Genomic DNA, 25,161 nt, shown 5'->3' on the forward strand with positions numbered 1-25,161 from the left:
TCCCGTAAAAACTGTGTGATTTATATGGTCCACTCGTCATTAATGATACCGACTACATACCATTCGCCGTTCTCCTGAACCATAGCCAGCCTAAGGCTATCCCAGTCCATTCCTTGATATTCCCCGCTGGAAGGAAAGTGATATTCTACGACAGTAGCGTCAGGGTATACATCGCCGGTATTGTCAATTGTATTTCCTGGTCCTTGTCTTTCATCAACAGCTACCTCTTCTGCATGAGCATAATCTCTGTTATACACAAATTCCTCGTAATATTCAGAAAAAGTATATTCAATAGGATGGCCGCTTCCATCATAGTTCCCCCACAGGTACTCTGTTTCATCGTGCCATAAATCTTCCACTTCTTCAGAGGAAAATACCTGGTCATTTTCCTGGTCTACAAAAGCGTAAGGGCTGAAGCGTACACCATCATCAGGGTGTATATAAGAAGAAACGGCTTCCATATCCTGACTTTGCAAATGGGTAACAACTTGATCTGCTGTTTCCCGGGCGGATTCAGAGTCGTTTTCAATAAGAACAGTAGTGCCTGGCTGAAGGTTGTAAGGATCAAGGTCAGAGTTCTTCTCCATTAGTTGCTGAGCACTGACACCTTCATACTGGGATGCAATGCTGTAAAAGGTTTCCCCCTCTTGAACAGTATGGCTTCCAGTAGAATCTGATTGTTCATTTAGATTAATCATGGTGCCGGGTTGAAGATTGTAAGGGTCAAGGCCGCTATTAATGGTTTGTAAGTCCGCTACGCTTACCCTTTCTGCTTCGGCGATACTCCAAAGTGTATCGCCAGGCTCAACAGTGACAGTGGAAGCATGAGCAGAGAAACCTGAAACGCCAAACACAACTCCTGAGGCTAGAACCGGTGCAAGAATACGCGTGGATTTTCTCAAGATGATCTCCCCCTTTAAAATCCTTATTATTCTCTACCATTGTCAAAGTGAACTTAAACTATGGATTTATAAAATTTAGAATAATTAAATAAGTCGAAAATTCAATGAAGATAATGTGTTAGATAATCTTACGCAAATGTAGATTACTACATGTAAAAGAGTAAAATAAGGATTAACGAAAGATGTTAACTAAGTTAACGTCAACTCTGATTAGGAGAAGGGGGAAAAAAGATGGATCCAATATTTTTTATGAACAATTTGTGGGTTATGATTGCATTTATTCTCGTTATCTTAATGCAAGGTGGATTTATTCTTCTAGAAGCAGGATCTACTCGAATGAAAAATGCCGGTCATATTGCCGGTAAAACAATTTTTACTTTGGGAATAGCCTCAATCATTTTTTGGGCTGTGGGGTATGGACTAATTTACGGCACGAGTGCCGGAGGGTTTATTGGAACATCTGATTTTTTCTTTGGCGATTTTACAACTGTATTTGATGGTTTAGCAGGATCAGTAGATTTTATCTTCCAATTAGCATTTGCGGCAATTGCTCTCACAATTGCATTCGGGGGATTTGCTGAAAGAGCAAAGCTTTCCGTTTATATCATATTCGCCGTTCTATTTTCCGCGTTAGTATACCCGGTAGTTGCTCACTGGATCTGGGGAGACGGCTGGATCGGAGGACTTGGCAAGCAGGACTTTGCCGGTTCAACAGTTGTCCATTTAACAGGAGCAATGGGGGCCTTGGCAGCAACTATTTTACTTAAGCCTCGTATTGGGAAATTTAATAAAGATGGTTCTGCTAACGAACTAGCAGGTCACAACCAGGTGTTTACCGCATTAGGTGTGCTTCTCTTATGGGTAGGCTGGTTTGGTTTCAATGCTGGAAGTACATTAGGTGTGGATGATGCATTCTTTGGCTTCGTTGCTCTTAACACTCAACTAGGTGCTGCTGCTGGTGCTGTAGCTGCGATGATTATTGCGTGGATTGCCATTGGCAAGCCGGATGTACCTACAATGCTGAACGGTGCATTAGCAGGCTTAGTAGCTATTACAGCATCGTGTGCATTTGTCGATCCGTGGGCTGCACTTGTTATTGGTTTAATTGCAGGGATTCTTGTCTTCTACAGCATGAAACTTATGGAGAAATTAGGTATTGATGACCCGATCTTTGCCTTATCTGTACACGGGATTGCAGGGATTTGGGGTACGCTTTCCACCGGATTTTTTGCAACTCCGGCACTTGCTGAAATGAATGGAGGAAATGCAGGTCTGTTCTATGGCGGGGGGCTGACTCAGCTTGGCGTTCAGGCGATCAGTGTTCTAGCCTGCGGGGTATTCGCTTTTGTAGCTTCTTATATCCTGCTTCTTATCACTCGCGGCCTTACAGGCGGACTCAGAGTTTCTGAAGAAGAGGAAATCATGGGACTTGATATCAGTGAACACGGGGATATGGTTATCCAGAATCTTTCCAGCCGACAAACACAAATACTACTGCATTCAACTCTTCCAATACGGGAGCCTGACATGGAAAAAATAATATATTCTGAGGAAGAATCCTTTCTTCCTCAGCCTTCTTTCACCACCTATGAACAAATAAAACAAAAGAGAGAGAAAGAGACAAAAGAAGTGACGGGAAACCATGAGCTTCTTAATAAGGCTCACGATGTATGGGTTGCAGAAACCGTTTTGTTAGCTATAGAAAAAGTTAAAAGTGAGCGGGGAAAAGCCCCTGCTCATTTTGCTTTCTTTGTAATGGGCAGTGGAGGAAGACTAGAGCAGTCTACGTTTAGTGATCAGGATCATGGAATCGTTTTCCAAGGTGAGGATAAAAGATGCCAGGAGTACTTTCTTAAGCTTGGAGAGGAGATTCGTGAAGGCTTAGCGGAAGTAGGATACCCACGTTGTGATGGAAATGTAATGGCTTCCAATCCAAGATGGTGCCACGGAGTAATAGAATGGAAAAAGCAGTTGGATGCCTGGATTCAAGCAAATGAGTGGGAAACTTTAAGGTATTTAATTACCTTTAGCGATGCAAGAACTATTGCAGGAAAGGAAAGCCTTCTTTCGGAAGTGAAAGAGCATTTACTAGAGCGGGTGAAGCAGGAGTCGGAACTGAGAAAGAGGATAGGTGAAAACACCTCTGTTCTTCACAAAGGCATCGGAATATTTGGCCAGGTTCTCACGGAAGAAAAAGGACCATACACCGGGTTTTTTAATGTCAAAGAAGCTGCTTTGTTCCCTTATGTGCATGCTGCAAGGATGCTTGCCTTAAAAGAAGGTATGGAAGAACCCTCTACCCTAAGAAGACTAGCTCTCTTAAAAGAAAAATACCCTTTTCTTCAAGGGAAGGAAAAGAGTTTTTCACAATTATTAGAACTGAGAGCATCCTTTTCAGAAAAACACCACCACTATGACGATGTTCATTATATTCCAGTACGCTCCTTGCCAAAAGGCCAAAAGCAACAACTTAAATTATGGATAAAAGAAGGGAAAGAGATGTTAACAGAAGCAAAGAGTAACATGGAAGCGGGTGAAAGGTGATGGGGATGTTTCAGTGGATGCGCCAAGTATCAAAACTAGGCAGTCAGGATCCAGGCGCTATTTTTGAACAAAGCACCCCGCAGCAACTCTCTTTTATCCGCCAATTGCAAAAAGATTTGAAAAAAGAACAGCCATTAACACGTCAGTTAAAAGACTTGCAAGTAACCGTGTTAGATTTAGAAACGAGTGGGTTTTTTCCGGATAGAGGGGATCAAATCCTTTCTATAGGAGGGGTGAAAATTAAGGAAGGGAAGGTTCAAAATGAAAAAGTCTTTTATTCCTTGGTCAATGCTCCACATGCTCTTTCTGAAGAAATATCTGAATTAACAGGCTTACGGAAGGACGAATTGGAAAAGGCCCCTTCTCTTGCTCGTGCGTTAAACAGCTTTTACCGATTTGCGGGGACAGATGTGCTTGTAGCCCACCACGCCAGCCACGAAAGAAAATTTTTACAGCATGCTACATACCAGGTTCTTGGTTCTCAATTTCGTCACCGCTTGTTAGATACTTCTTTTTTGCTGAAAATTGCTGCCCCGGATGTTCCGTTAAAAACGTTAGATGATTGCTGTAACCATTATGGGATTCCAATAGAAAAACGACATCATGCTCTGGAGGATGCTTTAATAACTGCTGAACTGTGGAAATGCATGGTGGAGATCGTAGAGAGGAAAGGGTATCAAACACTTCAAGAAATCTATGCTTTCCTGAATAGCTGAGAGGACTCCTATTTATAAAGTCTTAAGAACGGCGCGAAAAAGAGTGAATAAACACCTGACTGAAAAGGAGGAATGGATGTGAGTGACCATATACCGCGTGAAACCGCTTTTTTTCCCATCAGTGTGGTCCAGGAGATTACTTCATTGACTGCCAGGCAAATTAGGTATTATGAGGAGCAGGGTTTAATTAAGCCGGTAAGAAATCGGGGAAACCAACGTCTCTTTTCACTTGAAGATATAGATCATTGTGCAGAGATCAAGAGTTTGATTGATAAAGGATTAAATATTGCAGGGATTAAAGCTATATTAGAAGCAAGGCAAACTGCTCCCGATAAAACATCTCCCCGTAAAAAAATAGTAAAAAAAGAAGAAATAGAACATTTATTAGAACAGTGGCAAATGAAAAAAGGATTAAAATAGAGCTGTTTAACTTTTCCATTCAAAGGGAAAGTGGAGGATGGAGGTGATGTCATTGGCTTATATTGTCATTGATAATTTACAAATTCCCGCTCAAAAATTTGAAGAGAAAAATGAAGCTCTTAATGTTTCAAAGGATAAAGAAGTTGTAGTGGAAGATAACAACGAAAGTTACTGGGTTATTGATGAAGAGAACTACGCAAAAGTAGAGGCCTTTGGATATTCAAAAGTGGAATAAGAGCAGGCAATCATGCGGAACACCGGGAGAAGACCCGGTGTTTTTTATGTGAACTCCCTTTATGAAAGAAAGGAAAGGATCAGCCGGCATCTCTTTTTCTGGCACGATCCATTAATTCCATTAGTGTTTTGTAATCTTTGTACACCGCTTCATATTCTTCCTTTAAGTCGGCAATAATTGCATGAAGCTTTTTATTTTCAAGCTGAAGTTCATTTCGCTGTGTGATAAGCTCTTCAAATTTTTCTTGAGAAAGTCCGTTGACAGATGAGGATATTTCTTCCAAATAAGATATGATATCGGGAATGGTGATAGTAGAAGCAGTTCCCGTCTCAGGAGGGGCTGCAGACTCTTTCCTTTTGTCTTCTGTTCTCATTTTCCTTTCTTTCTTAGCTAATTCAATCTGTTTTTTATTTTTGTCCCGTAAGATCGCATTCCAGCGAAACCCACAAGCGGAAGATGATCGGTTTAACTCGTCTCCCACTTCCTCAAAAGCCTTTAACTGGGTGCTTCCCTTTTTTATATGTGCAAGAACAGTATCCGTCAGCAGTTGATCTTGTTCCTCTGTCCAGGCATCACGTCGCTTATTCATGCAAATATCTCCCTTCTCCTAGTAATCTTAATATCTATTAATATGAACAAGAAAAACACTTTTAATACTAAATTTGAAAATTTCAATATCTTTTTCTTTTATGAAGTGTAATAGGCTATTTTCATATTGTGGATGCCGAAAAATTACAGGAAGGGCAAACTACCTTTGTTTTGGCTGGAATAAAAGCCAAATCCCTTGGAATCAGTGAGTGACAAGGTGGACGATTTATTTATCGCATGTGGCTGTCCATAGCTTGCCTTCGTTTATGGTATGGGGGAAGGGTGTTTTAAGTAAGGAAGGAAAAGAGAAGCCAGGTAAACATTCTGTTAAAGAGGATCTTGTACATAGTGGGTGGTAGCAGAAATGAAGTGGCTTGATTGAGAAAGCATTATTAAAACCAGGCAACCTCCTGCCTTTTAAACTTTAGGGGAAAATTAACAATAACCAGGCGAAAAGGTACTCACTGATGGATTTCTGTCTACAGCTGCTTTCATTTATGAGTTTGAATTTAATTGTAAATGTTTAAGAAGTATTCTCAACGGATAAACAGCTATCAACAACAAAATAAGTCATTAGTAATGAATGTTAAAGGGCTTAGAAAAAGAGTGTTTATGCAATTACAAAAATAGGAATATAAAACACTGTAGTGGAAATGAAATAATCAAGGAGGATGATTATCATGGCACAAAACAATAACAACAATAACATGAGCCGTGAAGAAGCAGGAAAAAAGGCGGCGAAAAAGTAAAGGAAAAGTACGGTCAAGAGCATTTTGAAGAGATTGGCAAAAAGGGTGGAAAGAACTCCGGAAGCCAAAGCTCAGATTCCGAGAAATAAGAAAGAAACTTATCCCTCATTTTTAAATAAGAAGTTTAGAAGAAGCTTCAAGTGGTATAACAGTGAACAATAAACAAAGGAGGATGATTATCATGGCACAAAACAATAACAACAACAACAATAACATGAGCCGTGAAGAAGCGGGACGTAAAGGCGGCGAGAAAGTAAAGGAAAAGTACGGTCAAGAGCATTTTGAAGAGATTGGTAAAAGGGGTGGAGAAAACTCCGGAAGCAGCAACTCTGATAGTAATATGAGCCGCGAAGAAGCGGGACGTAAAGGCGGCGAGAAAGTAAAGGAAAAGTACGGTCAGGAGCATTTTGAAGAGATTGGCAAAAAGGGTGGAAAGAACTCTGGAAGCAGCAACTCTAACTCAGATAAATAAGATAAACACCCCTCTGCGTATTGTTGGAAGTTGTAAGTGAGTGGACGACTGTTATTGAAATAATTACCTTTAAGGAGGATGATTATCATGGCACAAAACAATAACAAAAACAAAAACAATAACAATATGAGCCGTGAAGAAGCGGGACGTAAAGGCGGCGAAACAACAAGCAAGCGCTATGATCAAGAGCACTTTGAAGAAATCGGGGAAAAAGGCGGAAAAACAACCAGCGAAAAATATGACAAAAAGCATTTCCAGGAAATCGGGAAAAAAGGCGGCGAAACAACAAGCCAGGAACATGGTCAGGATCATTACGAAGAGATCGGCCAAAAAGGCGGCGAAACGACAAGCCGTGAGCATGGTAAAGATTTCTATGAGGAGATCGGCCAAAAAGGCGGCGAAACAACAAGCGTGAACATGGCAAAGACTTTTATAAGGATATTGGTCAAAAAGGCGGGGAAAGCAGGTCTAACAACAATAATCGCTAATCCTTGCCTAAAGGACTAGTCTATGAACAAGAGCTGTTCGTGCAACTGAAAAATCATTTGATATTTAAATGAGGAGGAATGTACAGATGGCACGTAATAATGATCGCATGAGTCGAGAAGAAGCAGGACGTAAAGGCGGAGAAAAGACCAGTCGTGAGCACGGCCAGGAATTCTATGAGGAGATCGGCCAAAAAGGCGGCGAAACAACGAGCCAGGAACATGGTAAAGATTTCTATGAGGAAATAGGCCAAAAAGGCGGCGAAACAACAAGCCGAGAAAAGGATAAAGAGTTCTACGAGGAAATCGGTCAAAAAGGTGGAGAAAAGACAAGCCGTGAGCATGGCAAGGAGTTCTACCAGGACATCGGTCAAAAGGGCGGCGAAAACTCAAACAATAACTCTGACAATCGCTAAGATTTCTGCTTCATAGATGGCAGATCCTGCCTATGAACTTGTCTCTTCTCAAAGTAGTTTTCAGGGTCCTGGTCAGAGGACCCTGATTTCTATTCTAGCATAGAGAATAGTTATAGAAAAGAAATAAGCAGGCCGAAAGACCCCCCTTTTTATGCATTAAAATTTGAATCTTTTAATTGGAGAGTGTTTAGCAATGCAAAAAGATTTATATCCATCCAGGAAAGGCGAAAACACGCGAATAATTGAAAGAAAAGATCCAGTAATTCATTCAGAATCAAGAGATAAAGGCCCTTTAAGCATAAGGATCTTGACTTCTATGAAAATAATGGCTACTTACTCTTTGAGAAGATGTTTAATGATGAAGAAGTAGAAATCATGAAAAAAGAACTGGATAGTACGATGAAAGAGAATGAAAGCAGAGATGCTGACGATGTGATCAAGGAACCTGGAAGCAATGAAATCCGTTCTGTTTTTGAGACTCATAAAGATGGGAACTTCTTTCAAGAGCTTTCAAAAAATGAGCGAATTGTAAAGGTTGCTGAGCAGCTTTTAGGAGACCAGGTGTACATTAACCAATCCCGTATTAACTTCAAGCCCGGTTTCAAAGGAAAAGAATTCTACTGGCACTCTGACTTTGAAACATGGCACGTAGAGGACGGCATGCCGAACATGCGTGCAGTCAGCTGCTCAATTGTTCTTACGGACAACTATGAATACAATGGTCCGCTTATGCTGATCCCAGGGTCCCACAAATGGTTTGTTTCCTGCCCTGGTGAAACTCCGGATGCAAACTATAAGAGCTCTCTTCAAAAGCAGGAGCTTGGGGTGCCGGATAATGAAAGCATGAAGTGGCTGGTGGACCAGGCAGGAGGACGCATTGACCGTGCAACCGGGCCGGCAGGATCTGTGTTGTTCTTTGAGTGCAACACGATGCACGGATCTGCAGGGAACATCTCTCCTTATCCGCGAAGCAATGTTTTCTTTGTCTATAACTCGATTACCAATAAGCTTCAGGAGCCGTTTTCCGGCAAAGAGCCTCGCCCAGAGTTCGTAGCCAACCGTGAAAACGTGCAGCCGATCACACCGATTAGTGGAGAGATCTCTTCTAGAATAAAGAAATAAGCAGTTTTGAAAAGGAACCTGAAAAAGGGTTCCTTTTTTAGTAAGCTGACCAGAGTTATTGTTTTAAGGAGAAAAGCTGGAGGAAGTATGCCCTGAAAGCACGAGCGCTTAAGTCTACCCATTTTCAGGACCTTCTTCGTAAGGAATCAGGGCAAGAAAGACGCGGATGTGGAGGATTATTTCTTACACCCTTTTTTTTAATTTAGGAAAAGAGAGGTTTTTACAGGGGAGAATAAAGGGCAGAGATAAGTAGACGCTACAAGAGAGTTCAGGCGGCACCTACATCAGCTTCCAAAAGGAGAGGGAACAACATGGAACCTTTTATTTATAACCACCAATATAACTTTATAAAACAGCAGGCCTTTCAGCTTCAAAAAAATTACCTTCAGGTAAAAGATGAATCAGTTATTAGTGCGGTGAAAGCAAATGCTGAAGAGAAAATACTGGCTCAATTTGAAGGGCTGACAAACCAGCAGAGACAAATGCTCGGCTTGATCATTGATCTGAAACAAGAGCAGGATTTTCACAATTATCTTCATTCCTTATCTTCCTATATCCTTTCGTTTCCATCAGTATCAGAAGATACACTGAGAAAGTTGTTTAAGAAAAATAAAAAACTAAATCTGCCTGCTCTTGAAGAAATAGATTTTTCAAAACTTACTTATCTAGGGTGGAATGATATTAGCCTGCAGAAAAAATTCATTGTTTATGAACAAAACGGTCAGTGGATTGGAATTGAAGGAAAGTACACTCCGGCGCGGCATAAAAATATATGCTTTTTCTGTCAGAAGCAGACCAAGGTTTCATTTGTTTCAGCTGTCACAAATGCTACAAGTACCAGTGATCCAAATTATTATAAATCACTAGGACATTATATATGTTCAGACAGCCAGGAGTGTAATGAAAATATTACACATTTAGCTGCCTTGGAAAATTTCATGGAAAAGGTGAAAGAGCCGACCGTGTAATTCTTCATTCCTTACCCGTCACTTTCCTATGTTATAATAAGGCAAAAATAGAAAGGGCAGGTGAGCAGAGTGAATATTTCAGCTCACACCATTATCCATAAAATACAAACAGAAGCCGCTCGCTTGCAAGAGCGCGGGGAAGATGAACAAGCGATAAAAGAGCATGCTCGTCTCATTCGAGCATATTGTGATCTCCTTTTAGAAAGCGAGGAAGAAACGTTCAGCAATCATTCATTGCCCCCAAAAAACTATCAGACCATTCAAAAACCCTTGATGAGTGAGAGCCAGGCGGTTTCCCCTCCTAAACAAAAGAAGCCAGGGGAAACTCCGTCCTCTGAAGGAAGCCTCCTTGAATTCTAATAATAGCTGCAATAAAGTAAAAAGAAGTGAAGGTGACAAGGAATGTGGAAGATATTTGTAATACTCGGCGCAATAAATGCGGCTTTAGCTGTAGGATTAGGGGCGTTTGGAGCTCACGGATTAGAAGGAAGGGTTACTGACCGGCTGATGGAAGTGTATCAAACTGGCGTTCAGTATCATGTAATGCATGCACTGGGCCTTTTAGCCATCGGGCTGGTAGCCGCGTATGCAGGAGAATCGGCCTTGTTAGCATGGGCCGGTTGGGTGATGTTCGCAGGGATTGTTATTTTTTCTGGAAGCTTGTATACAATGACGTTTACAGGCATGTCCTGGCTTGGAGCAATTACCCCTATTGGCGGCATGGCATTTATTATTTCCTGGATTCTGCTTGTAGTCCATGTAATAAGAGCATAAGAAAAAGGCTTCCTGATGGTGCAGGAAGCCCTCTTCATTTCATTCACATTCATGATCCTTCTTAGCCGCTCCCCTGGCGGTAATGAAAACAGTGAATTGTACTGTGTCTGCAAAAGGTATTTATCCCTAATTACTTTTCCCTGGCTGCTCCCAAACTTATCTAGTATTACTTTATTAAGAAAAAACGTACATAAAGAGACAGGTTTACAGTCTTCTATGAAAAGTATAGTAAGAGTAAACTTATGATTTCCTTAACCGAAAGACGGCGGCTCCAACGGGAAAAGCAACAGCTGAAGATCCCGCAGGGCGATGTTCCCGAGGAAGCTGAAGCGTTGCCCGTGGATAGCGTCCGTCTGTAGGGGGAAGAAGGGTTTTTAATTTAATAATTATCTAACTTATCTAATTCAGACTGATAAGAGAAAAAGGGCTTCCTGATGGTGCAGGAAACCCTTTTTTGTTATTGTTTTTTAACACAGACCTCATTGTTTTCTATGATGACTTTAATATTTGTAAGCAGATCTTCTTCAAGCATTAAGTCAGCGATTCCGTCTTCTACTGTTTCTTCAATGACGCGGCGAAGAGGACGGGCTCCGTATGCAGGATCATACCCCTTCTCTGCCAGAAGCTCTTTGGCTTCTTTGCTGATATGAAGAGTAATTCCCTGTTCAACTGCTGCTTCAACGATATCAGCAAGCATTAGATCAACTATGGCAACCAGGTTCTCTTGAGTTAATTCTTTAAAGCCTATAATACTGTCAAAGCGGTTTAGGAATTCTGGTTTAAAGTAATCTGTTAGTCCTTCCATAACCTTTGCTTCAGCTTCATCTTTGCTGCCAAAGCCTACCGTAATTTTTTTAACGCTTGAGCCTGCATTGGAAGTCATAATAATAACGGTGTCTTTAAAGCTTACTGTTCGTCCTTGACTATCTGTCAGCTGCCCGTCTTCCATAATTTGAAGGAACATATGCTGAACATCTGGATGAGCCTTTTCAATTTCGTCAAGAAGAATGATACTATATGGTTTGCGGCGGACACGTTCGGTTAATTGTCCGGCTTCTTCATGACCTACATATCCAGGAGGAGAACCAATTAGTTTGGAAACAGAATGCTTCTCCATGTATTCACTCATGTCGAGGCGGATCATTGCTTCTTTATCTCCGAAGATTTCTTTGGCAAGTGATTTTGACAGCTCGGTTTTTCCTACGCCTGTCGGACCGACAAAGAGGAAAGAACCAATCGGACGGTTTCCTTTACGAAGTCCGGCACGGTTTCTGCGAATGGCTTTTGCTGTTTTCATGACTGCCTCTTCCTGACCAATTACCTTTTTGTTTAAACGCTCAGGAAGATCTTTCATTTTCTGCTGTTCATCCTTTTGCAGGCGGCGGACTGGAATCCCTGTTTTGTTCTCGACAATTTCCTGAATCGTTTCTACGGTGACGGCTGCTTTATTTGAAGAACTGTTATTTTCTTTTTCTGACTCATCTAATTGCTTGGTGAGCTTGGCTTCTTCATCGCGAAGTTTAGCAGCCTTCTCGTAATCCTCTTGCCTTGTCGCTTTTTCTTTTTCGTTTGCAATCTGTTCTAATCGTGTTCGGATGTCGCCTGCATCTTCTTCTGTAAAGGAAAGATTAATTTTAGAGCCTGCTTCATCCATAAGATCAATGGCCTTATCAGGAAGGAAACGATCCTGGATATAGCGGTTAGAAAGGGTAACGCACGCTGTTAAGGCGTCATCAGAGTAGGTTACGCTGTGGAATTTTTCATAGTTTTCCTTTAAGCCTTTTAGAATTCTCACTGCATCCTCAGTAGTTGGTTCATTAACCATAACAGGCTGAAAGCGGCGTTCTAACGCTGCATCTTTTTCAATCTTTCGGTATTCTGCAAGAGTTGTAGCTCCAATCACCTGTATTTCTCCTCTGGCCAGTGCAGGCTTCATAATATTGCCTGCATCTGAAGAGCCTTCCGCGGAACCTGCGCCAACAATTTGGTGAATTTCGTCAATAAAGAGAATAACGTTTTTCCGTTCCTGCAATTCTGTGATCAGCTGCTTCATTCTTTCCTCGAATTGTCCTCGGATGCCTGTATTGGCGACTAGTGAAGAAACATCAAGCAAGTAAATTTCTTTATTTTTTAATTTTGCAGGGACTTGTCCTTCAGAAATTCGAAGGGCAAGGCCTTCTGCAATCGCTGTTTTTCCCACTCCTGGCTCCCCGATAAGAACCGGGTTGTTCTTATTTCTTCTGTTTAACGTTTCAATAACTCTTTCAACTTCTTTGTCTCTCCCAATGACAGGGTCAATTAATCCAGCGCTCGCAGCATGTGACAAGTTTTTTCCAAGGTCGTCTAATAGTCCGCCTCCGCCTTGGCCTCCTGTTTGAGAGGCTTTTTCAGAAGGTATATCCTGGCTTCCCATGTTAGATTTCATGATATCTTGGAAAAAGTGGTCAAAAGGATTTGATTGACCGTATGGATGAAATCCTGACGGCTGTTTCATACTGTTTCTGATTTCCTCGTAGCAATGATTACAAAGGGTAAGCTTTTGTTTGTTTCCGTTTATATTCATATGCAATTCAATTTGTGCTTGACGCTGTTTGCATTGCTCACACATTTTCATACTATTACCTCCTGCGTATTTAATGACTTACTGATAGTGTCTTTGTCATTCAACGGGAATTATTTTACGGTAATTTGACCAATATTGATCTTAACTTTATTATAGTTTGGCTTTAACTGACTTTCAATCCTTATGCTTTTCTTACAAAGGAAAGCTATAAAACCATACTTATGCTGACCATAATGCTTGTTTACAAAAGGAAAGCCCCAAGTTTATTCCAAAAGAGGGGGAGGATTTTAAGTTTTACCTTACGTTAACTTTTGACTAACTTTGACCTTATATACATTATAATTTGACCTTTACTGACTTTCAAGTGTGGAACCAAAAATTTTTTCCCCGGGTATAGAGACAGGGCGACGGCGGGTCACCGGAATCGGGGAATATAAGGCCAACTGCAGTTCCAGGAGAATCGGCTGGATTCAACTGTTAGAGGAAATCATGGGAAAGGGTTAAAAGGGAGTATAAGAATCAATAGCCGTAAGAGCACTTAACAATAAAAAAGCTCCCATAGCTGGGAGCTTTACGACCTACCTTGGAGAATATCCGGCAAGAGGAGGGACATCGTTAAACGGATAGTCATATTCAATCTCTTCATCAAACACAATATAGTCTAAGTAAACCATTAATAATAAATACCATTGGCCGGTTTCAGGGTTACTGAGAACAATATGATCCCGTCCTGCTTCTTCCACAATTCCTTCAAATACCATGGATCCCCAGTCCGGATTCTGTTCAAACGTCATGTACACGGTGACTGGCTTTCCTCGATTCAGACGCAGAATGTTTTCTATATACGACTGTTCAAGAGGAAGCATACCTGGAATTTGAGGAAAGCCGGGCTGCTGTTGTTGAGGAGCCATCATGCCAGGCATCATTTGTTGTCCGGGCATCATCCCGGGCTGCATGCCAGGCATCATTTGTTGTTGTCCGGGCATCATCCCAGGCATCATTTGTTGTTGTCCAGGCATAGGCTGCTGCATTCCGTGCATGGGCTGCTGCATACCAGCCGTCATTCCAGGCTGCTGGCCTGCTTGGTGGCCCCCAGCCATGGCTGGCTGACCTCCATGGGCTTGAGGACTTGGATATCCAGTGTGCCCTCCTGTCTGTTGCTGAGCTGGACCTTGCCACTGTTGTTCATGACGTTGCATATGCCACACTCCTTTTTCAGTTATCGATAAACCTCTGGACAGTCTTCCGGTCTGGGCGAGTAAAAGCAGTGAGCTTTAAATTGCCCCACATTTGGCTGGCCAAACCATTCATCAGGACACGGGGCATCAGGTCTGAAGAACCACAATGAAGCCTCAGCGGGATGAAATCTTTCCCCATTAATTAACCTGTTTGCAAGCCTGATTTCTTTTTCTCTGGCCCGCTGGTAAAAGTATCCTTTCTGAACAGCTTCAAATCCTCCAGGTGACTGGAAAGCCATTTGCGGAATGGTGCGGATATCTACAAAATCCATACAGTTGGCAAAAACTCTGTTCACCATCACATTGCCGGCTAAAAGCATCCCCAGGACTCCTTCACCTTCTGCTTCAGCCCTCATAAGTCTGGCCATGATTTTCCGATCTTCTTGGTTTGCTTTTATGATTGCCATTACATTCACCTCTTTTAGTTGTTGTTAACTAAATAGGCGCTGATTCAATTTATGCCTACCTCCCATACAATATGCTCGATAATAGGAGGTGGGAATGGATTTTCAAAAAGTAATGGAATCATAGGGTCTGGGGAGAGATAAGAACCAATAAAAAAACCTTCCGTCCCAAAAAGGCCGGAAGGCAGGTAAAGCTATTTTACATAAAGAAAAGATTCTACTTTTGATGGCTCCAGGAGGTTTCCAACGTAAAATGGTCCGAAATCTCCGTAACGCGCGGATACTTCATCAAAACGCATTTCATAGACAAGCTTTTTAAATTGCAGGACATTATGGGCAAAGAGCGTCACACTCCACTCCCAATCATCAAAGCCAGTTGAACCGGTAATAATCTGTTTAACCTTGCCGGCATACTTACGTCCTGTCATGCCATGAGCTCTCATAAGCTCCCGGCGCTCGTCCATCGGAAGAGAGTACCAGTTATCATTACCTTCACGCTTTTTATCCATAGGATAAAAGCAAATATGATTCCATTTTGGCAAAATCGGATAAATCCTTGCGCGGATCTCAGGGTTCTCTGTTGGATCGCTTCCGTCCTTTGGAGGCATGTAGTTTCCAAGCTCCACTACAGATACATAGGAATAAGCAGGAATGGTGTAATCTGCAAGGCCGGATTTATTAAAAGCATTTTCAATTTCATTTAACTCTTCCATCGTCGGGCGAAGAATCATCATCATGAAATCAGCTTTTTGCCCAACGATTGAATAAAGAGCATGGCTGCCTTCTTCATTATCTTCTACTTGCTGCCAGCCTTCTACCATACTTAAAAAATCATGAATAATTCTTTGGCGTTTTTCACTGGGTACTTGTTTCCAGGATGTCCAATCCATCGTCCGGAAGTCGTGCAGGCAGTACCAGCCATCTAAAGTTTGTGAAGCTTGAGCCACGGTTAAACACTCCCTTTGTTAGAATAATCCATGAATACTATACCATAAAGTGTTCTCTCGCCGAAACGACACACACTTATGATGATCAGCTTCAGGTTCTAAATGAAGGGCTTGTCACTGATAGGGAGGCAAATTAAGATTTCTTTCCTTTCGACATAAAGGAAAGAAGCGCTTGGCGGTGTTCCTCGGTCTGCCCGGCCAGACTTTGAGCAGAGATTTCCATTTCAAGGACTTCAGCCAGGCTTTTTTCAAACCCTTCAGTCATGTTTTGTTTCATAAGCCCGTATGCTTCAGCAGGTACCGAAGTCAGCTTTTGTGCGAAATCTTCGGCATTGCCGATTTTAGTGATAAGATTTATGCGATAGGCTTCTTCGGCAGAAAGGGTTTCTCCAAGGGACAGCTCCATTGCTTTGCTTAATCCTACAAGGCGGGGGAGAAAGTAAGAGGCCCCGGCATCAGGTACGAGACCAATTTTAAGAAAGCTGAGAGCAAGCTTTGAATCGTACTCGGCTACCCTGTAATCACAGGCCAGGGCAATGGATAAACCGGCACCGACAGCTATCCCGTTTAAGTATGCAACGATTGGTTTTTTTATATCGGCAATAAACAAAATGAGGCGGTTATAGGTTTCACGAAGGTAATGGCCATAATCAAAAAGTTCGTCTTCCTCTACAGGAACGCTTTTTAAATCAGCTCCCGCACAGAAGGAATCTCCAGAGCCCTGAAGAAGGATCACTTTGACTTCTCCATCGTTGGCAGCTGCATTAAAGCAATCAAACAATTCGTTATGCATGTCCAGGTTCAGGGCGTTTTTCACCTCCGGACGGTTTAAAGTAATGTGGGCAATGTTCTCTTTTTTCTCGTATAAGACAGTGTTTTGCTTCATGATATGTCTCCTCCTGTATTTTCGTGGTCACCCGCCTTACTTACGGGGTCATTTTACTATAATGCCCGACCGGTCATCGTCCCTTCATGAATTGCCTTTTTTGCATCAAGGCCAAGAGCGTGTCTGGCTCCCCCAATCACATGTACAGGCTTGCCTGTCTGGCTGATCGCTTCGTAGAGAGCAGGGTTTGGAAGCTGCCCGCTGGCGGTAATAACAGTTTCACCTTTGATCATTTTGTCCTCTCCCTCTATGGAGACAAGCACACCTTCAGGTAGAACTTCTTTATAAGTTACGCCGCCGAGCATTTGAACTCCTTTCTTTTTCAATTCAAGAATCGTTGCCCACCTTGTCGTTTTTCCAATTCCTTTCGCAAAACGACTGCTTCTCTGAAGCATAGAGATGTCTTTATGCCCTTTTTCATATAAAAAGGAAGCAAGGTCACAGGCAATCCCGCCTCCGCCAATGATGACAACAGCTCCTTTTATGTTTGCTTTATCTTCAAATACATCCTGATAGGAAAGGACGTGTGAGTGGTTTATACCTGTTATTTCAGGAGTGCGGGGAATGATTCCTGCCGCTACTACAATTTCATCAGCCTCTTTGACGAGGGGATGGTCTTCAACAATCGTTTCACCAAGGTGGATCGCAACTTTACTTTTTTCGAGGACTGCTTTGTAGTACCGAATCGTTTCGTTAAACTCCGACTTTCCGGGGACAATTCGGGAGTAATTTAACTGGCCGCCGATTTCAGTTTTATTATCAGCCAGAGTAACCTTATGCCCCCGCAAGGCTGCTGTCTTTGCAGCTTCCAATCCAGCTGGTCCGCCTCCAATGACAAGAATGTTCTTAGCCTTGGCTGCGGGTGAAAGTGTTAGTGTGAGCTCCCGGCCAGCTTCAGGATTAACAAGACAGGAGGCTGATTTCCCTTCAAAAACATGGTCAAGGCAGGCTTGGTTACAGGCGATACAGGTGTTTATTTCCTGGAGGCGGTTTTCTTTGGCTTTAGTAAGGATCTCAGGGTCTGCCAAGAAGGGACGGGCCATAGAGATATAGTCTGCTTTCCCCGATTTGAGAATAGCTTCAGCATCATCTGGATTATTAATTCGGTTGGAAGCAACGACAGGAATAGGGACGTGGGCTTTAATTCCTTCAGCTATATAGACAAAATTGTTTCTTGGAACCTTCATCGAAATAGTAGGGACCCTTGATTCGTGCCAGCCTATACCGATATTAAGCAAATCCACGTCTGCTTCAGCCAGCTTCTCTGCCCACAAGAACGTTTCATCTTCAGTGGTACTGTTTTCAATTAAGTCAAGGCCGGACATGCGAAAGATGATGGGGTACTCGTTTCCTGTCTCACGGCGGACTGCTTTTGCAATTTCAAGGGAAAAACGGATCCGGTTCTCAAAATTTCCTCCCCATCGATCCGTACGTTTGTTAGTGACAGGAGAAACAAATTGATTAATAAGGTATCCTTCAGATCCCATAATCTCAACAGCATCAAAGCCGGCTTCCTTTGCCCGCCTGGCAGCAGAGGAAAAGGACCTTATTAATTCTTCTACTTCACTGTCTGTTAATTCTCTGGGCTGATCAGTTGATAGGAGACTGAAGAGGAGAGGGGGCAACCGGATCAAGTCCGTTTGCGGCTTTGTATGCGTAACGACCGGCGTGGAAAAGCTGCAGCGCAATTTTACCGCCGGCTTCATGAACTTTATCGGTAAGATTTCTCCAATGGGCGACGTCATCATCTTTATATATGGACATAAAGTGAGTGCCGCCGCTTCCTTCCGGGCTCACAGCAGCTCCTCCTGTTACAATTAATCCACATGTTCCTTTGCACGGCGTACATAGAAAGCCGTAAGCTTCTCTAAACCGTTTTCTTCGCCTTCCAGTCCCACATGCATTGACCCCATAATCACTTTACTTTGCATTTCCATTCCTCGAATAGTAGAGGGGGAGAAGAGATATGAATATGCCATAATCAGCCTCCTGTTTTATATTGAATATTCATTATAAAAACGCTTTCAAGTACATTATAGGAACAAGCCTGGTATTAATCAACATATTGTTTGAAAATTCTTATGAATTCATCTTTTAACACGGTGCTTCTTTCTTCCTCGGGCAGGAGCATCCCCTGAAAAGCAAGACCCATCGCCTGGCTTGTAATCATCTGGGAGATTGTTTTCTGCTCTAATGGTGTAAGCCGTCCTTCATTCACGCCATGTTGAAGAATGTCTTCAATAAAGCCCTGAAGGTTAATCAGGAATTTAGAAATGATTTGCTTCACATCATCATTGTAAGGGGACTGGGCAAGGTAATTTAAAAGGATGATATAAAAATCAGGGTTGTCCTCAGGAACGGCAGCCACCACTTCTAAATAAGCAGAAAACTTATCCCGGTAGGTGGTCTCTTTAGTCACAGCCTCTCTAACCATAAGTTCCGTTTCCCCAAAGGAGTCCTTCAGCACATGTACATAGAGGTCCTGCTTATTTTTAAAATAGTGGTAAATCACTCCTGTGCTTAATTGAGCTTTTTCAGCTACATCCTTAATAGAAAAGTGATCAAACCCTTTAGAAAGCATGCAGCTTTCGCAGCCTCTATGACTTGTTTGCGTCTGATGGGTTCCATCCCCACTTTTGGGCTCATTTTTTCCCCTCCCTGTAGTTGCCGTTATTTTTCCATTTTACCATAGGGAAGAGTAAGGGGTGCGAAAGTGATTCGCTTTCATGGAAAAAACAATTCAGGGAAGACTAAGAAAGGAGAAAACAGGGTAGAGAATATGTAAACAAGACTAAAGGAAATGTGATTCAGGTATAGGAAAGAGCAGCTAATAAAAATGAAAGTGATCATAGTATTATTATTCATGTAACTGCATTAATATAATATAGGTTATTATTTAATAACCACCCTCGAGTGCCTGAAAGCGCTTAACAACAAGAATGGCAAAAAAAAGAAAACCTTTAGAAAATTAATACTTTGATTATTTTATGCAATTCGGTTTATTTTTAAGAATAAGAGGAGTATCCTAAAGGTTGACTAAATCGTGTTAAGACTTAAACTAGGAGGAATTGCTTGTGAGCGATCTCTTTAATAAAATTAAAACCAAGGTCCAAGAGCATAAACCGGCTATCGTATTTCCAGAAGGAAATGATGAGCGGATTATAAAAGCCGTATCAAAATTACATGAAGATGACATGGTGAAACCAATCGTCGTTGGGGATAAGGAAGAGATTCATGAAAAAGCAGAAGATCTTGGAGTATCTCTTAAAGGCGTACAGATATTTAACCCGAAAACATACGTGAATTTTGATAAGCTTGTTTCTTCTTTCGTAGAGCGGCGCAAGGGAAAAGAAACAGAAGAATCAGCAAGGAAAAAGCTGTTAGATGCGAACTATTTTGGAACAATGCTTGTCTATGAGAATTATGCAGACGGACTGGTAAGTGGTGCTGCCCATTCCACTGGCGACACTGTCCGCCCGGCGTTGCAAATTATCAAAACCAAGCCAGGTATTCAAAGAACATCTGGGGTCTTCATTATGGTAAAAGAAGACAAGCAGTTTGTTTTTGCTGATTGTGCTATTAATATCTCCCCAAATGCAGATGAGCTTGCGGAAATAGCGATTTCTACTGCTGAAACAGCTAAAGCATTTGACATCGACCCTAAAGTGGCAATGTTAAGCTTTTCAACAAAAGGTTCAGCTTCTTCTCAGGAAACGCAAAAGGTTTCCAAAGCAACGAATATGGCACAAGAATCACGTCCTGATCTTGTTATAGATGGCGAGTTCCAATTTGATGCAGCATTTGTACCGGCAGTAGCCCAGAAAAAAGCTCCTGACTCCCCGCTTCAAGGTGAGGCAAACGTCTTTATTTTTCCAAGCCTGGAATCAGGCAACCTTGGCTATAAAATTGCCCAGCGATTGGGAGGATACGATGCAATTGGTCCAATTCTTCAGGGGCTGAACAAACCTGTAAATGATCTATCTCGGGGATGCAGTGTGAATGACGTATACAGCTTGGCTTTGATCACAGCTATGCAGGGAATTATGGAAAAGAAAGTACAAACAACAAGCAATTAATACCAAAGTCTGTCTATTTTACATGGGCAGACTTTTTGTTTCACGTGAAACAAAAAAGATAAACAATAAACTTTAATTATAAATTTCACTATTATTATTTATTTCTAAATATTAAAACTATAGAATAAAGGAAAGGTACGTTTTAGGTGATATCCCTGAATCAGGAATAAACAATAAAGATAATCGGGTGAACACTATGAATGATAAACTGCAAAGAGGTTACGTAAAGGATGCTAACATTTATGAGGACCGTGCATCTTTTCAAAGTAAGGAATTATTAGATAACCGTTTCATCTTAGAACAATTATATTCATTATTAAGTATCGTCCGAAAAAAAGAGGATACGTTTGTCTTTACGTATTGTGGAGGAAAAGCGGATGATGAACTGGACGTCCAGCTGAAGGACATGGAAAACAAGACTGCAGAAGAAATCTTTCCTTTGCACATTGCCGCTCGTCTGAATGAATACTTAGCGGCTGGCTTTGAAGGGAAAAGAGTGGAGTTTGAGAGTCTTTACCTGGATCGTTATTTTTTACAATCATACATCCTGTGATTAAAGAGGGAGAGATTACGGAAGTGATCGTGACCTCTCAGGATATAACGAAGCGAAAGCACGGGGAAAGAGAGGAAAGTGAGAAAACAAAATTATATTTTTCTGTTTTCCATGAAGCCTCAGATGGCATGTCTTTTTTTAACAATGAGGGGGTACACTTTGACGTTAATAAAGCCTTGTGCGAAATCTTTGGAAGAACGAAAGAAAAGGTACAGCAAAAACTAATCAGTTTTTTTACGTATAACAAGGACTGGATTAAGGAACTGAACCGCAAAGGAGAAGTCAAAGGAGAATATGTAATTGAGCATTCTAACGGGTCGGCCCGGATTATTGAATATGTCGCAAAAGCAAACCTGCTTCCTGGCAAACATTTAGCGATTCACCGTGACATTACAAATAGAAAAACCCTTGAAGATCGGTTAATGCAAGCTGAAAAGCTTAAAGTTGTCGGAGAAATGGCAGCAGGTGTAGCTCATGAGCTTAGAAATCCGATGACCTCCCTTAAAGGCTTCCTGCAGCTGATGAGGTATGAAAAAGAAACAAACCCCACTACATAGATATTACCTTGTCAGAACTACAAAGAATGGAAGAAATTATAACTGACTTTATGACGCTGGCAAAGCTGCAATAAGCGAAAAGGAAGCGAATAACCTGGTAGAGATTCTTCGTGAAGCTATCGATGTTCTGCAGCCTGAGGCTTCTTTGAGAAATGTGACGGTACAGCCTTATTTGGGAGAGGACTGCTGGATCGAATGCACGCGTAACCAGATGAAACAGGTTTTTATTAATTTAATTAAAAACGGCATGGATGCGATGGAGGATGGCGGCTGTATCACGTTAACAGCTAAAAAGGAAAAGGGAGACATAGTAATCCAGGTAGAGGATGAGGGCTGTGGAATGAATGAAGAAACACTTCAAAGAATAGGGGAGCCTTTTTATACGACAAAAGCGAAAGGGACCGGTTTGGGCCTGATGGTCACCTATAAAATCGTCAATGACCATAACGGGAAGATTGAAGTTGACAGCGAGGAAGGGAAAGGGACCGTCTTTCGACTTCTTTTTCCACTTGGATGACTAAATGAATCTGGCAACAACCATCAGCTCCTGCTTCTTGGCTGCTGCCTTCTTCCGTAAACAAACCAGTTAGAATAGAACTCCCTGCGTCCTCATTATAAATGATTTGAAATATCTTTATTTCTTTCCAGTGCTTTTTTATTTCTTTCCGTAACGCGCTGGACCTGGTAATCAAAAAGGTGGATCTCCTCATTGGTAAGCTGAGAGGTTTGAAGGTGCGCTCCGGTGTTTTGAAAAAAAGTAAGAAGGCGGTAAAGGACATCATTTACAGTGATTTCAGTTCCATACAGTTCAGAGAGGGAAGCCATGACTTCCGGCTTGATTTTCGGCCAGGAAAATTTTGGTTTTCCGCCTGCGGCAGCTTTATCATAGAAGTTTTTTAACAAGGCCGCTCTTTCCCCACCGCTTCCTGTCATACATAAATAAATCTGGACAGCAGCCCCACCGCGAATTCTTCTCTGAGATATACCGGCAAATTTCTGTCCGTTGATGCTTAAATCGTAGCTGCCGGGACAATACGACCCTCCGACTTCGTAAGCTTCAATCTTACCTGGAGAATCTGTAAATACTTCTTGAATAAGTTTCCACATCATGTCATAGCCATAATCGATGGTGAATTTCTTCTTTTCTGTCATAATCAGCGACAAGTTTAGAATGCCCTCATCAAGGACTACCGCTAATCCTCCGGAATTTCTGACTATCACGTCATACCCCTGGTCTTTTAAGTAGTTTATTCCAGCCTGGACCGATGGCAGTCTGCTGTCTTGTATGCCAAGAACAATGGTAGGAGAGTGAACCCAGGCCCGTAAAACGGAAGGCGATTTTCCTTCCCCGGTACTCGTACATAAAGTATCATCCATGGCAAATGACTGTAGGGCATTAAACTGAAGGCCTGAGCTTGAATGGTCGATCCACCGCCATGACTGATTACTTATCGCGCTTTCTAGTATATTCATCATTTGGTACCTCGTTTTTATGGATTTCAGGATACTTCTGTTTTGCTGCAAAAGAATTTTCTCCTCACTTAGTATAACATGGCGAGGATGAGCAAGGCTTTGTAACAAGAAAGACTTTATAAAGGTCAGGTGCTTCTTTTCTTGTGAATGTATAAAATGCTAATATCTTTCATTGCTTTCAATAGACGATGTGGTATACTATAGCATGCAAAATCATTCCGGGAGAATGACTGATGAAAGGATTGGTAGGAACATGGCTAACGAATTTCGTGTATGTGATGACTGCCAGGCCACCAATTTGAAAACATTGCTGCCAAAGCTAAAGAAGCTTGATTCAAAGGCTACAATAGATATTGGCTGTCAATCTTATTGCGGACCTGGCCGGAAAAAGTCTTTTGCGTTCGTAAATAATCGTCCGGTAGCTGCACCTGATGAAGAGCAGCTTCTAGAAAAAGTCCAACGTCGCATGAAATCATAAATAGGCAAGAACGACCTGTCCTTTGGCTGTAAAGGCAGGCCGTTTTTTTGTTAAGCGACAAAGAGGAAAGATTAGGAAATGATTTGTTTTATTAATACCTGTATCCGCATAGCGGTTGTTTGGTAAGGGGTTTGGCTTCAGGCTGCTGAAGTAAGCAATGAAGTTTAAAAATTTTATAAATAAGGAATTTAGGAGTAAGGAAGCAGCCAAGCAAGCAAACAGACCCCTCGTTTGAGAGAGGAGATATAGTTATGAGTTTAACGAAAAAAATATTAATTGCACTGGTATTAGGTGTCGTTGTTGGTTTAGGGCTGAATTTTGTTCCTGCTGACGTGTTCGAAGCACTTGATACATATGCTTTGACTCCAGTGGGACAGCTGTTCCTCAACCTTATCATGATGCTCGTAGTGCCCATTGTCTTTATCTCTATTGTTTTAGGGGTAGCGGGATTAAATGACCCGGTACAGCTGGGGAGGATTGGCGTCAAAACGATTGGCTTTTACCTGGCTACGACGGCTATTGCACTGGTTATCGGCCTGAGTCTGGCGTATATCGTTCAGCTGGTCAGGAAGGTCTGTTGGAGCAGGCCGGCGGGGAAGAAGAATTCCAACAAGAAGAAGCACCGCCGATTATGGATACGCTTCTGGAAATTATTCCAGATAATCCAATTGAAGCTATGGCAGCCGGAGAAATGCTTCAAATTATTGCTTTTGCCATCTTTATTGGGATTGCCCTTGCGAAATTGGATAAAAAACCGAAGGAATTGTCAAACTGTTTGAACAGGGAAACGATATCTTCATGTTCCTCGTAACCCTTGTTATGAAGTTCGCTCCGTATGGAGCGTTTGCCCTGATAGCTTCTGCACTGGGGGATGCAGGACTAGAAGCCTTAGGTTCTATGGTGATGTACATTGTCACTGTTATCGGTGCTCTCCTTATACATGCAGTCTTTACGTACAGCCTGGCCATTGGATTAATTGGAAAAGGAAACCCGTTAAGCTTTTACAAAGGGTTTTTCCCGGCAATGACGTTAGGTTTCAGTACGTCCAGCTCTGCTGCAGCTTTACCTGTATCAATGAAAACAGCCCAGGAGGCACTGGGTGTAAGAAAGTCGGTCAGTAGTTTTGTGCAGCCTCTGGGAGCAACCATTAACATGGACGGTACTGCCATTATGCAGGCAGTAGCTACAGTGTTTATTGCTCAGGTATATGGTGTTCAGCTCGGCTTTACAGATTTAGTGATGGTCGTGTTAACTGCTACATTGGCAAGTATTGGCACGGCAGGTGTTCCTGGGGTTGGGATGATTATGCTGGCCATGGTATTAAACCAGGTAGGCCTTCCTGTAGAAGGAATCGCATTAATCATCGGTGTGGACCGTCTCCTCGATATGATCAGAACATCGGTTAATATTACAGGTGATGCAACATGTGCTTATGTTGTTTCAAAATCCGAAGACAGAAAAGAGAATTCTGCCGATATCGAAGCAGCGAAAGACTCCTCCCGCTAATGGAGGAGTCTTTTTTTGGCTGGGGTGCCTGGCACCTCAAGTCTTTGTAACAATTTGCTCACAATAATTATTGATATAAAAGGAAAAGC

General features: G+C 42.1%; 26 protein-coding genes and 4 pseudogenes. 18 read left to right on the forward strand and 12 right to left on the reverse strand.

Going from position 1 to position 25,161, the window contains the following annotated elements; all coding sequences use genetic code 11:
- Nucleotides 1-20: 20 nt before the first annotated feature.
- Nucleotides 21-902 carry a LysM peptidoglycan-binding domain-containing protein gene (locus JCM19033_RS10500; RefSeq protein WP_054636274.1) on the reverse strand — a complete coding sequence of 294 codons (882 nt, stop codon included), beginning with the start codon at nucleotides 900-902 and terminating at the stop codon, nucleotides 21-23.
- A gap of 231 nt (nucleotides 903-1,133) precedes the next feature.
- Here JCM19033_RS10500 and JCM19033_RS25635 point away from each other — a divergent pair.
- The 5 genes and pseudogenes from JCM19033_RS25635 (at nucleotide 1,134) to JCM19033_RS10525 (ending at nucleotide 4,817) form a co-directional block, all read left to right on the forward strand.
- A pseudogene (locus JCM19033_RS25635) lies at nucleotides 1,134-2,428 on the forward strand (ammonium transporter).
- Nucleotide 2,429: 1 nt separating this feature from the next.
- A complete protein-coding gene (locus JCM19033_RS25640) occupies nucleotides 2,430-3,446 on the forward strand; it encodes a DUF294 nucleotidyltransferase-like domain-containing protein (RefSeq protein WP_054636275.1) in 1,017 nt (338 codons plus the stop codon).
- Entirely contained in the window at nucleotides 3,446-4,162 is a 717-nt protein-coding gene (locus JCM19033_RS10515) for an exonuclease domain-containing protein (RefSeq protein ID WP_054636276.1), read from the forward strand. Before JCM19033_RS25640 ends, JCM19033_RS10515 begins: the two co-directional genes overlap by 1 nt.
- A gap of 78 nt (nucleotides 4,163-4,240) precedes the next feature.
- Nucleotides 4,241-4,582, forward strand: coding sequence for a MerR family transcriptional regulator (locus JCM19033_RS10520; RefSeq protein ID WP_054636277.1), 342 nt, complete (start codon nucleotides 4,241-4,243; stop codon nucleotides 4,580-4,582).
- A 46-nt stretch (nucleotides 4,583-4,628) separates the two neighbouring features.
- Nucleotides 4,629-4,817 (forward strand): hypothetical protein, encoded by a 189-nt coding sequence (locus tag JCM19033_RS10525; protein ID WP_054636278.1) that lies wholly within the window; start codon nucleotides 4,629-4,631, stop codon nucleotides 4,815-4,817.
- 79 nt (nucleotides 4,818-4,896) lie between these two features.
- Here the strand turns inward: JCM19033_RS10525 and JCM19033_RS10530 are convergent, their stop codons facing one another.
- A complete protein-coding gene (locus tag JCM19033_RS10530) occupies nucleotides 4,897-5,406 on the reverse strand; it encodes an RsfA family transcriptional regulator (RefSeq protein WP_054636279.1) in 510 nt (169 codons plus the stop codon).
- A 929-nt stretch (nucleotides 5,407-6,335) separates the two neighbouring features.
- On the opposite strand from JCM19033_RS10530, the gene JCM19033_RS10535 reads away from it, so the two are divergent.
- The 7 genes and pseudogenes from JCM19033_RS10535 to JCM19033_RS10565 all read left to right on the forward strand — a co-directional run bounded on the left by JCM19033_RS10535 (nucleotide 6,336) and on the right by JCM19033_RS10565 (nucleotide 10,391).
- Nucleotides 6,336-6,626 (forward strand): general stress protein, encoded by a 291-nt coding sequence (locus JCM19033_RS10535; protein WP_083465388.1) that lies wholly within the window; start codon nucleotides 6,336-6,338, stop codon nucleotides 6,624-6,626.
- Between the two features lie 87 nt (nucleotides 6,627-6,713).
- Nucleotides 6,714-7,114: pseudogene (locus JCM19033_RS10540) on the forward strand (glucose starvation-inducible protein B).
- Nucleotides 7,115-7,200: 86 nt separating this feature from the next.
- Nucleotides 7,201-7,527, forward strand: coding sequence for a KGG domain-containing protein (locus tag JCM19033_RS10545; protein ID WP_054636280.1), 327 nt, complete (start codon nucleotides 7,201-7,203; stop codon nucleotides 7,525-7,527).
- 193 nt (nucleotides 7,528-7,720) lie between these two features.
- A pseudogene (gene thpD / locus JCM19033_RS10550) lies at nucleotides 7,721-8,649 on the forward strand (ectoine hydroxylase).
- A 311-nt stretch (nucleotides 8,650-8,960) separates the two neighbouring features.
- Nucleotides 8,961-9,617 (forward strand): FusB/FusC family EF-G-binding protein, encoded by a 657-nt coding sequence (locus JCM19033_RS10555; protein WP_054636281.1) that lies wholly within the window; start codon nucleotides 8,961-8,963, stop codon nucleotides 9,615-9,617.
- Between the two features lie 69 nt (nucleotides 9,618-9,686).
- The gene (locus tag JCM19033_RS10560; RefSeq protein ID WP_054636282.1) at nucleotides 9,687-9,977 is read left to right on the forward strand and encodes a DUF5327 family protein; all 291 of its coding nucleotides are present in this window, start codon (nucleotides 9,687-9,689) and stop codon (nucleotides 9,975-9,977) included.
- A 42-nt stretch (nucleotides 9,978-10,019) separates the two neighbouring features.
- Entirely contained in the window at nucleotides 10,020-10,391 is a 372-nt protein-coding gene (locus tag JCM19033_RS10565; RefSeq protein ID WP_054636283.1) for a DUF423 domain-containing protein, read from the forward strand.
- A 457-nt stretch (nucleotides 10,392-10,848) separates the two neighbouring features.
- Here JCM19033_RS10565 and JCM19033_RS10570 read toward each other — a convergent pair whose 3' ends face one another.
- From JCM19033_RS10570 to JCM19033_RS10600, 9 genes are all read right to left on the reverse strand, one after another.
- Entirely contained in the window at nucleotides 10,849-13,005 is a 2,157-nt protein-coding gene (locus JCM19033_RS10570) for an ATP-dependent Clp protease ATP-binding subunit (RefSeq protein ID WP_054636284.1), read from the reverse strand.
- A gap of 527 nt (nucleotides 13,006-13,532) precedes the next feature.
- Nucleotides 13,533-14,054 carry a spore coat protein GerQ gene (gene gerQ / locus JCM19033_RS22195; protein ID WP_157049841.1) on the reverse strand — a complete coding sequence of 174 codons (522 nt, stop codon included), beginning with the start codon at nucleotides 14,052-14,054 and terminating at the stop codon, nucleotides 13,533-13,535.
- Between the two features lie 119 nt (nucleotides 14,055-14,173).
- Nucleotides 14,174-14,599 carry a cell wall hydrolase gene (locus JCM19033_RS10580; protein ID WP_054636285.1) on the reverse strand — a complete coding sequence of 142 codons (426 nt, stop codon included), beginning with the start codon at nucleotides 14,597-14,599 and terminating at the stop codon, nucleotides 14,174-14,176.
- 191 nt (nucleotides 14,600-14,790) lie between these two features.
- On the reverse strand, nucleotides 14,791-15,543 hold the full coding sequence (gene hemQ, locus JCM19033_RS10585; RefSeq protein ID WP_054636286.1) for a hydrogen peroxide-dependent heme synthase: 753 nt from the start codon (nucleotides 15,541-15,543) through the stop codon (nucleotides 14,791-14,793).
- A gap of 133 nt (nucleotides 15,544-15,676) precedes the next feature.
- Entirely contained in the window at nucleotides 15,677-16,429 is a 753-nt protein-coding gene (locus JCM19033_RS10590; RefSeq protein ID WP_054636287.1) for an enoyl-CoA hydratase/isomerase family protein, read from the reverse strand.
- A 56-nt stretch (nucleotides 16,430-16,485) separates the two neighbouring features.
- A complete protein-coding gene (locus tag JCM19033_RS10595; RefSeq protein ID WP_306301311.1) occupies nucleotides 16,486-18,063 on the reverse strand; it encodes an FAD-dependent oxidoreductase in 1,578 nt (525 codons plus the stop codon).
- Nucleotides 18,020-18,226, reverse strand: coding sequence for a hypothetical protein (locus JCM19033_RS27415; RefSeq protein WP_306301312.1), 207 nt, complete (start codon nucleotides 18,224-18,226; stop codon nucleotides 18,020-18,022). The genes JCM19033_RS10595 and JCM19033_RS27415 overlap by 44 nt, the downstream gene beginning before the upstream one ends.
- Before the next feature lie 20 nt (nucleotides 18,227-18,246).
- A complete protein-coding gene (locus tag JCM19033_RS27420) occupies nucleotides 18,247-18,408 on the reverse strand; it encodes a hypothetical protein (protein WP_306301313.1) in 162 nt (53 codons plus the stop codon).
- Nucleotides 18,409-18,482: 74 nt separating this feature from the next.
- A complete protein-coding gene (locus tag JCM19033_RS10600) occupies nucleotides 18,483-19,010 on the reverse strand; it encodes a TetR/AcrR family transcriptional regulator (protein ID WP_054636288.1) in 528 nt (175 codons plus the stop codon).
- 493 nt (nucleotides 19,011-19,503) lie between these two features.
- Here JCM19033_RS10600 and pta point away from each other — a divergent pair, with 493 nt between their 5' ends.
- The 4 genes from pta (at nucleotide 19,504) to JCM19033_RS10620 (ending at nucleotide 22,132) form a co-directional block, all read left to right on the forward strand.
- Nucleotides 19,504-20,505, forward strand: a complete 1,002-nt coding sequence (gene pta, locus JCM19033_RS10605) for a phosphate acetyltransferase (protein WP_054636289.1) — start codon at nucleotides 19,504-19,506, stop codon at nucleotides 20,503-20,505.
- A gap of 196 nt (nucleotides 20,506-20,701) precedes the next feature.
- Nucleotides 20,702-21,058 (forward strand): hypothetical protein, encoded by a 357-nt coding sequence (locus JCM19033_RS10610; protein ID WP_054636290.1) that lies wholly within the window; start codon nucleotides 20,702-20,704, stop codon nucleotides 21,056-21,058.
- Between the two features lie 23 nt (nucleotides 21,059-21,081).
- Nucleotides 21,082-21,615, forward strand: coding sequence for a PAS domain S-box protein (locus JCM19033_RS10615; RefSeq protein ID WP_198153480.1), 534 nt, complete (start codon nucleotides 21,082-21,084; stop codon nucleotides 21,613-21,615).
- 211 nt (nucleotides 21,616-21,826) lie between these two features.
- Nucleotides 21,827-22,132: an ATP-binding protein gene (locus tag JCM19033_RS10620; RefSeq protein WP_054636292.1), complete on the forward strand. Its 306-nt coding sequence runs from the start codon at nucleotides 21,827-21,829 to the stop codon at nucleotides 22,130-22,132.
- Nucleotides 22,133-22,227: 95 nt separating this feature from the next.
- On the opposite strand, the gene JCM19033_RS10625 is transcribed toward JCM19033_RS10620, so the two are convergent.
- Nucleotides 22,228-23,088: a biotin/lipoate A/B protein ligase family protein gene (locus tag JCM19033_RS10625; protein ID WP_054636316.1), complete on the reverse strand. Its 861-nt coding sequence runs from the start codon at nucleotides 23,086-23,088 to the stop codon at nucleotides 22,228-22,230.
- A 253-nt stretch (nucleotides 23,089-23,341) separates the two neighbouring features.
- On the opposite strand from JCM19033_RS10625, the gene JCM19033_RS10630 reads away from it, so the two are divergent.
- Together JCM19033_RS10630 and JCM19033_RS10640 are read left to right on the forward strand one after the other, a co-directional pair.
- Nucleotides 23,342-23,566: a DUF1450 domain-containing protein gene (locus JCM19033_RS10630; RefSeq protein ID WP_054636317.1), complete on the forward strand. Its 225-nt coding sequence runs from the start codon at nucleotides 23,342-23,344 to the stop codon at nucleotides 23,564-23,566.
- A gap of 251 nt (nucleotides 23,567-23,817) precedes the next feature.
- Nucleotides 23,818-25,072, forward strand: a pseudogene (locus tag JCM19033_RS10640) (dicarboxylate/amino acid:cation symporter).
- Nucleotides 25,073-25,161 lie beyond the last annotated feature (89 nt).

Source organism: Thalassobacillus sp. C254 (assembly GCF_001310615.1).

What these genes read in the sequence shown, in the direction of transcription:
- JCM19033_RS10610 (WP_054636290.1), top strand. Translation starts at nt 20,702, where the DNA reads ATGAATGATAAACTGCAAAGAGGTTACGTAAAGGATGCTAACATTTAT.
- JCM19033_RS10515 (WP_054636276.1), top strand. Translation starts at nt 3,446, where the DNA reads ATGGGGATGTTTCAGTGGATGCGCCAAGTATCAAAACTAGGCAGTCAG.
- JCM19033_RS10530 (WP_054636279.1), bottom strand. Translation starts at nt 5,406, where the DNA reads ATGAATAAGCGACGTGATGCCTGGACAGAGGAACAAGATCAACTGCTG.
- JCM19033_RS10620 (WP_054636292.1), top strand. Translation starts at nt 21,827, where the DNA reads ATGAAACAGGTTTTTATTAATTTAATTAAAAACGGCATGGATGCGATG.
- JCM19033_RS10555 (WP_054636281.1), top strand. Translation starts at nt 8,961, where the DNA reads ATGGAACCTTTTATTTATAACCACCAATATAACTTTATAAAACAGCAG.
- JCM19033_RS10600 (WP_054636288.1), bottom strand. Translation starts at nt 19,010, where the DNA reads ATGCTTTCTAAAGGGTTTGATCACTTTTCTATTAAGGATGTAGCTGAA.
- JCM19033_RS25640 (WP_054636275.1), top strand. Translation starts at nt 2,430, where the DNA reads ATGGAAAAAATAATATATTCTGAGGAAGAATCCTTTCTTCCTCAGCCT.
- gerQ (WP_157049841.1), bottom strand. Translation starts at nt 14,054, where the DNA reads ATGGCTGGGGGCCACCAAGCAGGCCAGCAGCCTGGAATGACGGCTGGT.
- JCM19033_RS10590 (WP_054636287.1), bottom strand. Translation starts at nt 16,429, where the DNA reads ATGAAGCAAAACACTGTCTTATACGAGAAAAAAGAGAACATTGCCCAC.
- JCM19033_RS10570 (WP_054636284.1), bottom strand. Translation starts at nt 13,005, where the DNA reads ATGAAAATGTGTGAGCAATGCAAACAGCGTCAAGCACAAATTGAATTG.
- JCM19033_RS10625 (WP_054636316.1), bottom strand. Translation starts at nt 23,088, where the DNA reads ATGAATATACTAGAAAGCGCGATAAGTAATCAGTCATGGCGGTGGATC.
- JCM19033_RS10630 (WP_054636317.1), top strand. Translation starts at nt 23,342, where the DNA reads ATGGCTAACGAATTTCGTGTATGTGATGACTGCCAGGCCACCAATTTG.
- JCM19033_RS10580 (WP_054636285.1), bottom strand. Translation starts at nt 14,599, where the DNA reads ATGGCAATCATAAAAGCAAACCAAGAAGATCGGAAAATCATGGCCAGA.
- JCM19033_RS10535 (WP_083465388.1), top strand. Translation starts at nt 6,336, where the DNA reads ATGGCACAAAACAATAACAACAACAACAATAACATGAGCCGTGAAGAA.
- JCM19033_RS10565 (WP_054636283.1), top strand. Translation starts at nt 10,020, where the DNA reads ATGTGGAAGATATTTGTAATACTCGGCGCAATAAATGCGGCTTTAGCT.
- JCM19033_RS10545 (WP_054636280.1), top strand. Translation starts at nt 7,201, where the DNA reads ATGGCACGTAATAATGATCGCATGAGTCGAGAAGAAGCAGGACGTAAA.
- JCM19033_RS27420 (WP_306301313.1), bottom strand. Translation starts at nt 18,408, where the DNA reads ATGGCATATTCATATCTCTTCTCCCCCTCTACTATTCGAGGAATGGAA.
- JCM19033_RS10525 (WP_054636278.1), top strand. Translation starts at nt 4,629, where the DNA reads ATGTCATTGGCTTATATTGTCATTGATAATTTACAAATTCCCGCTCAA.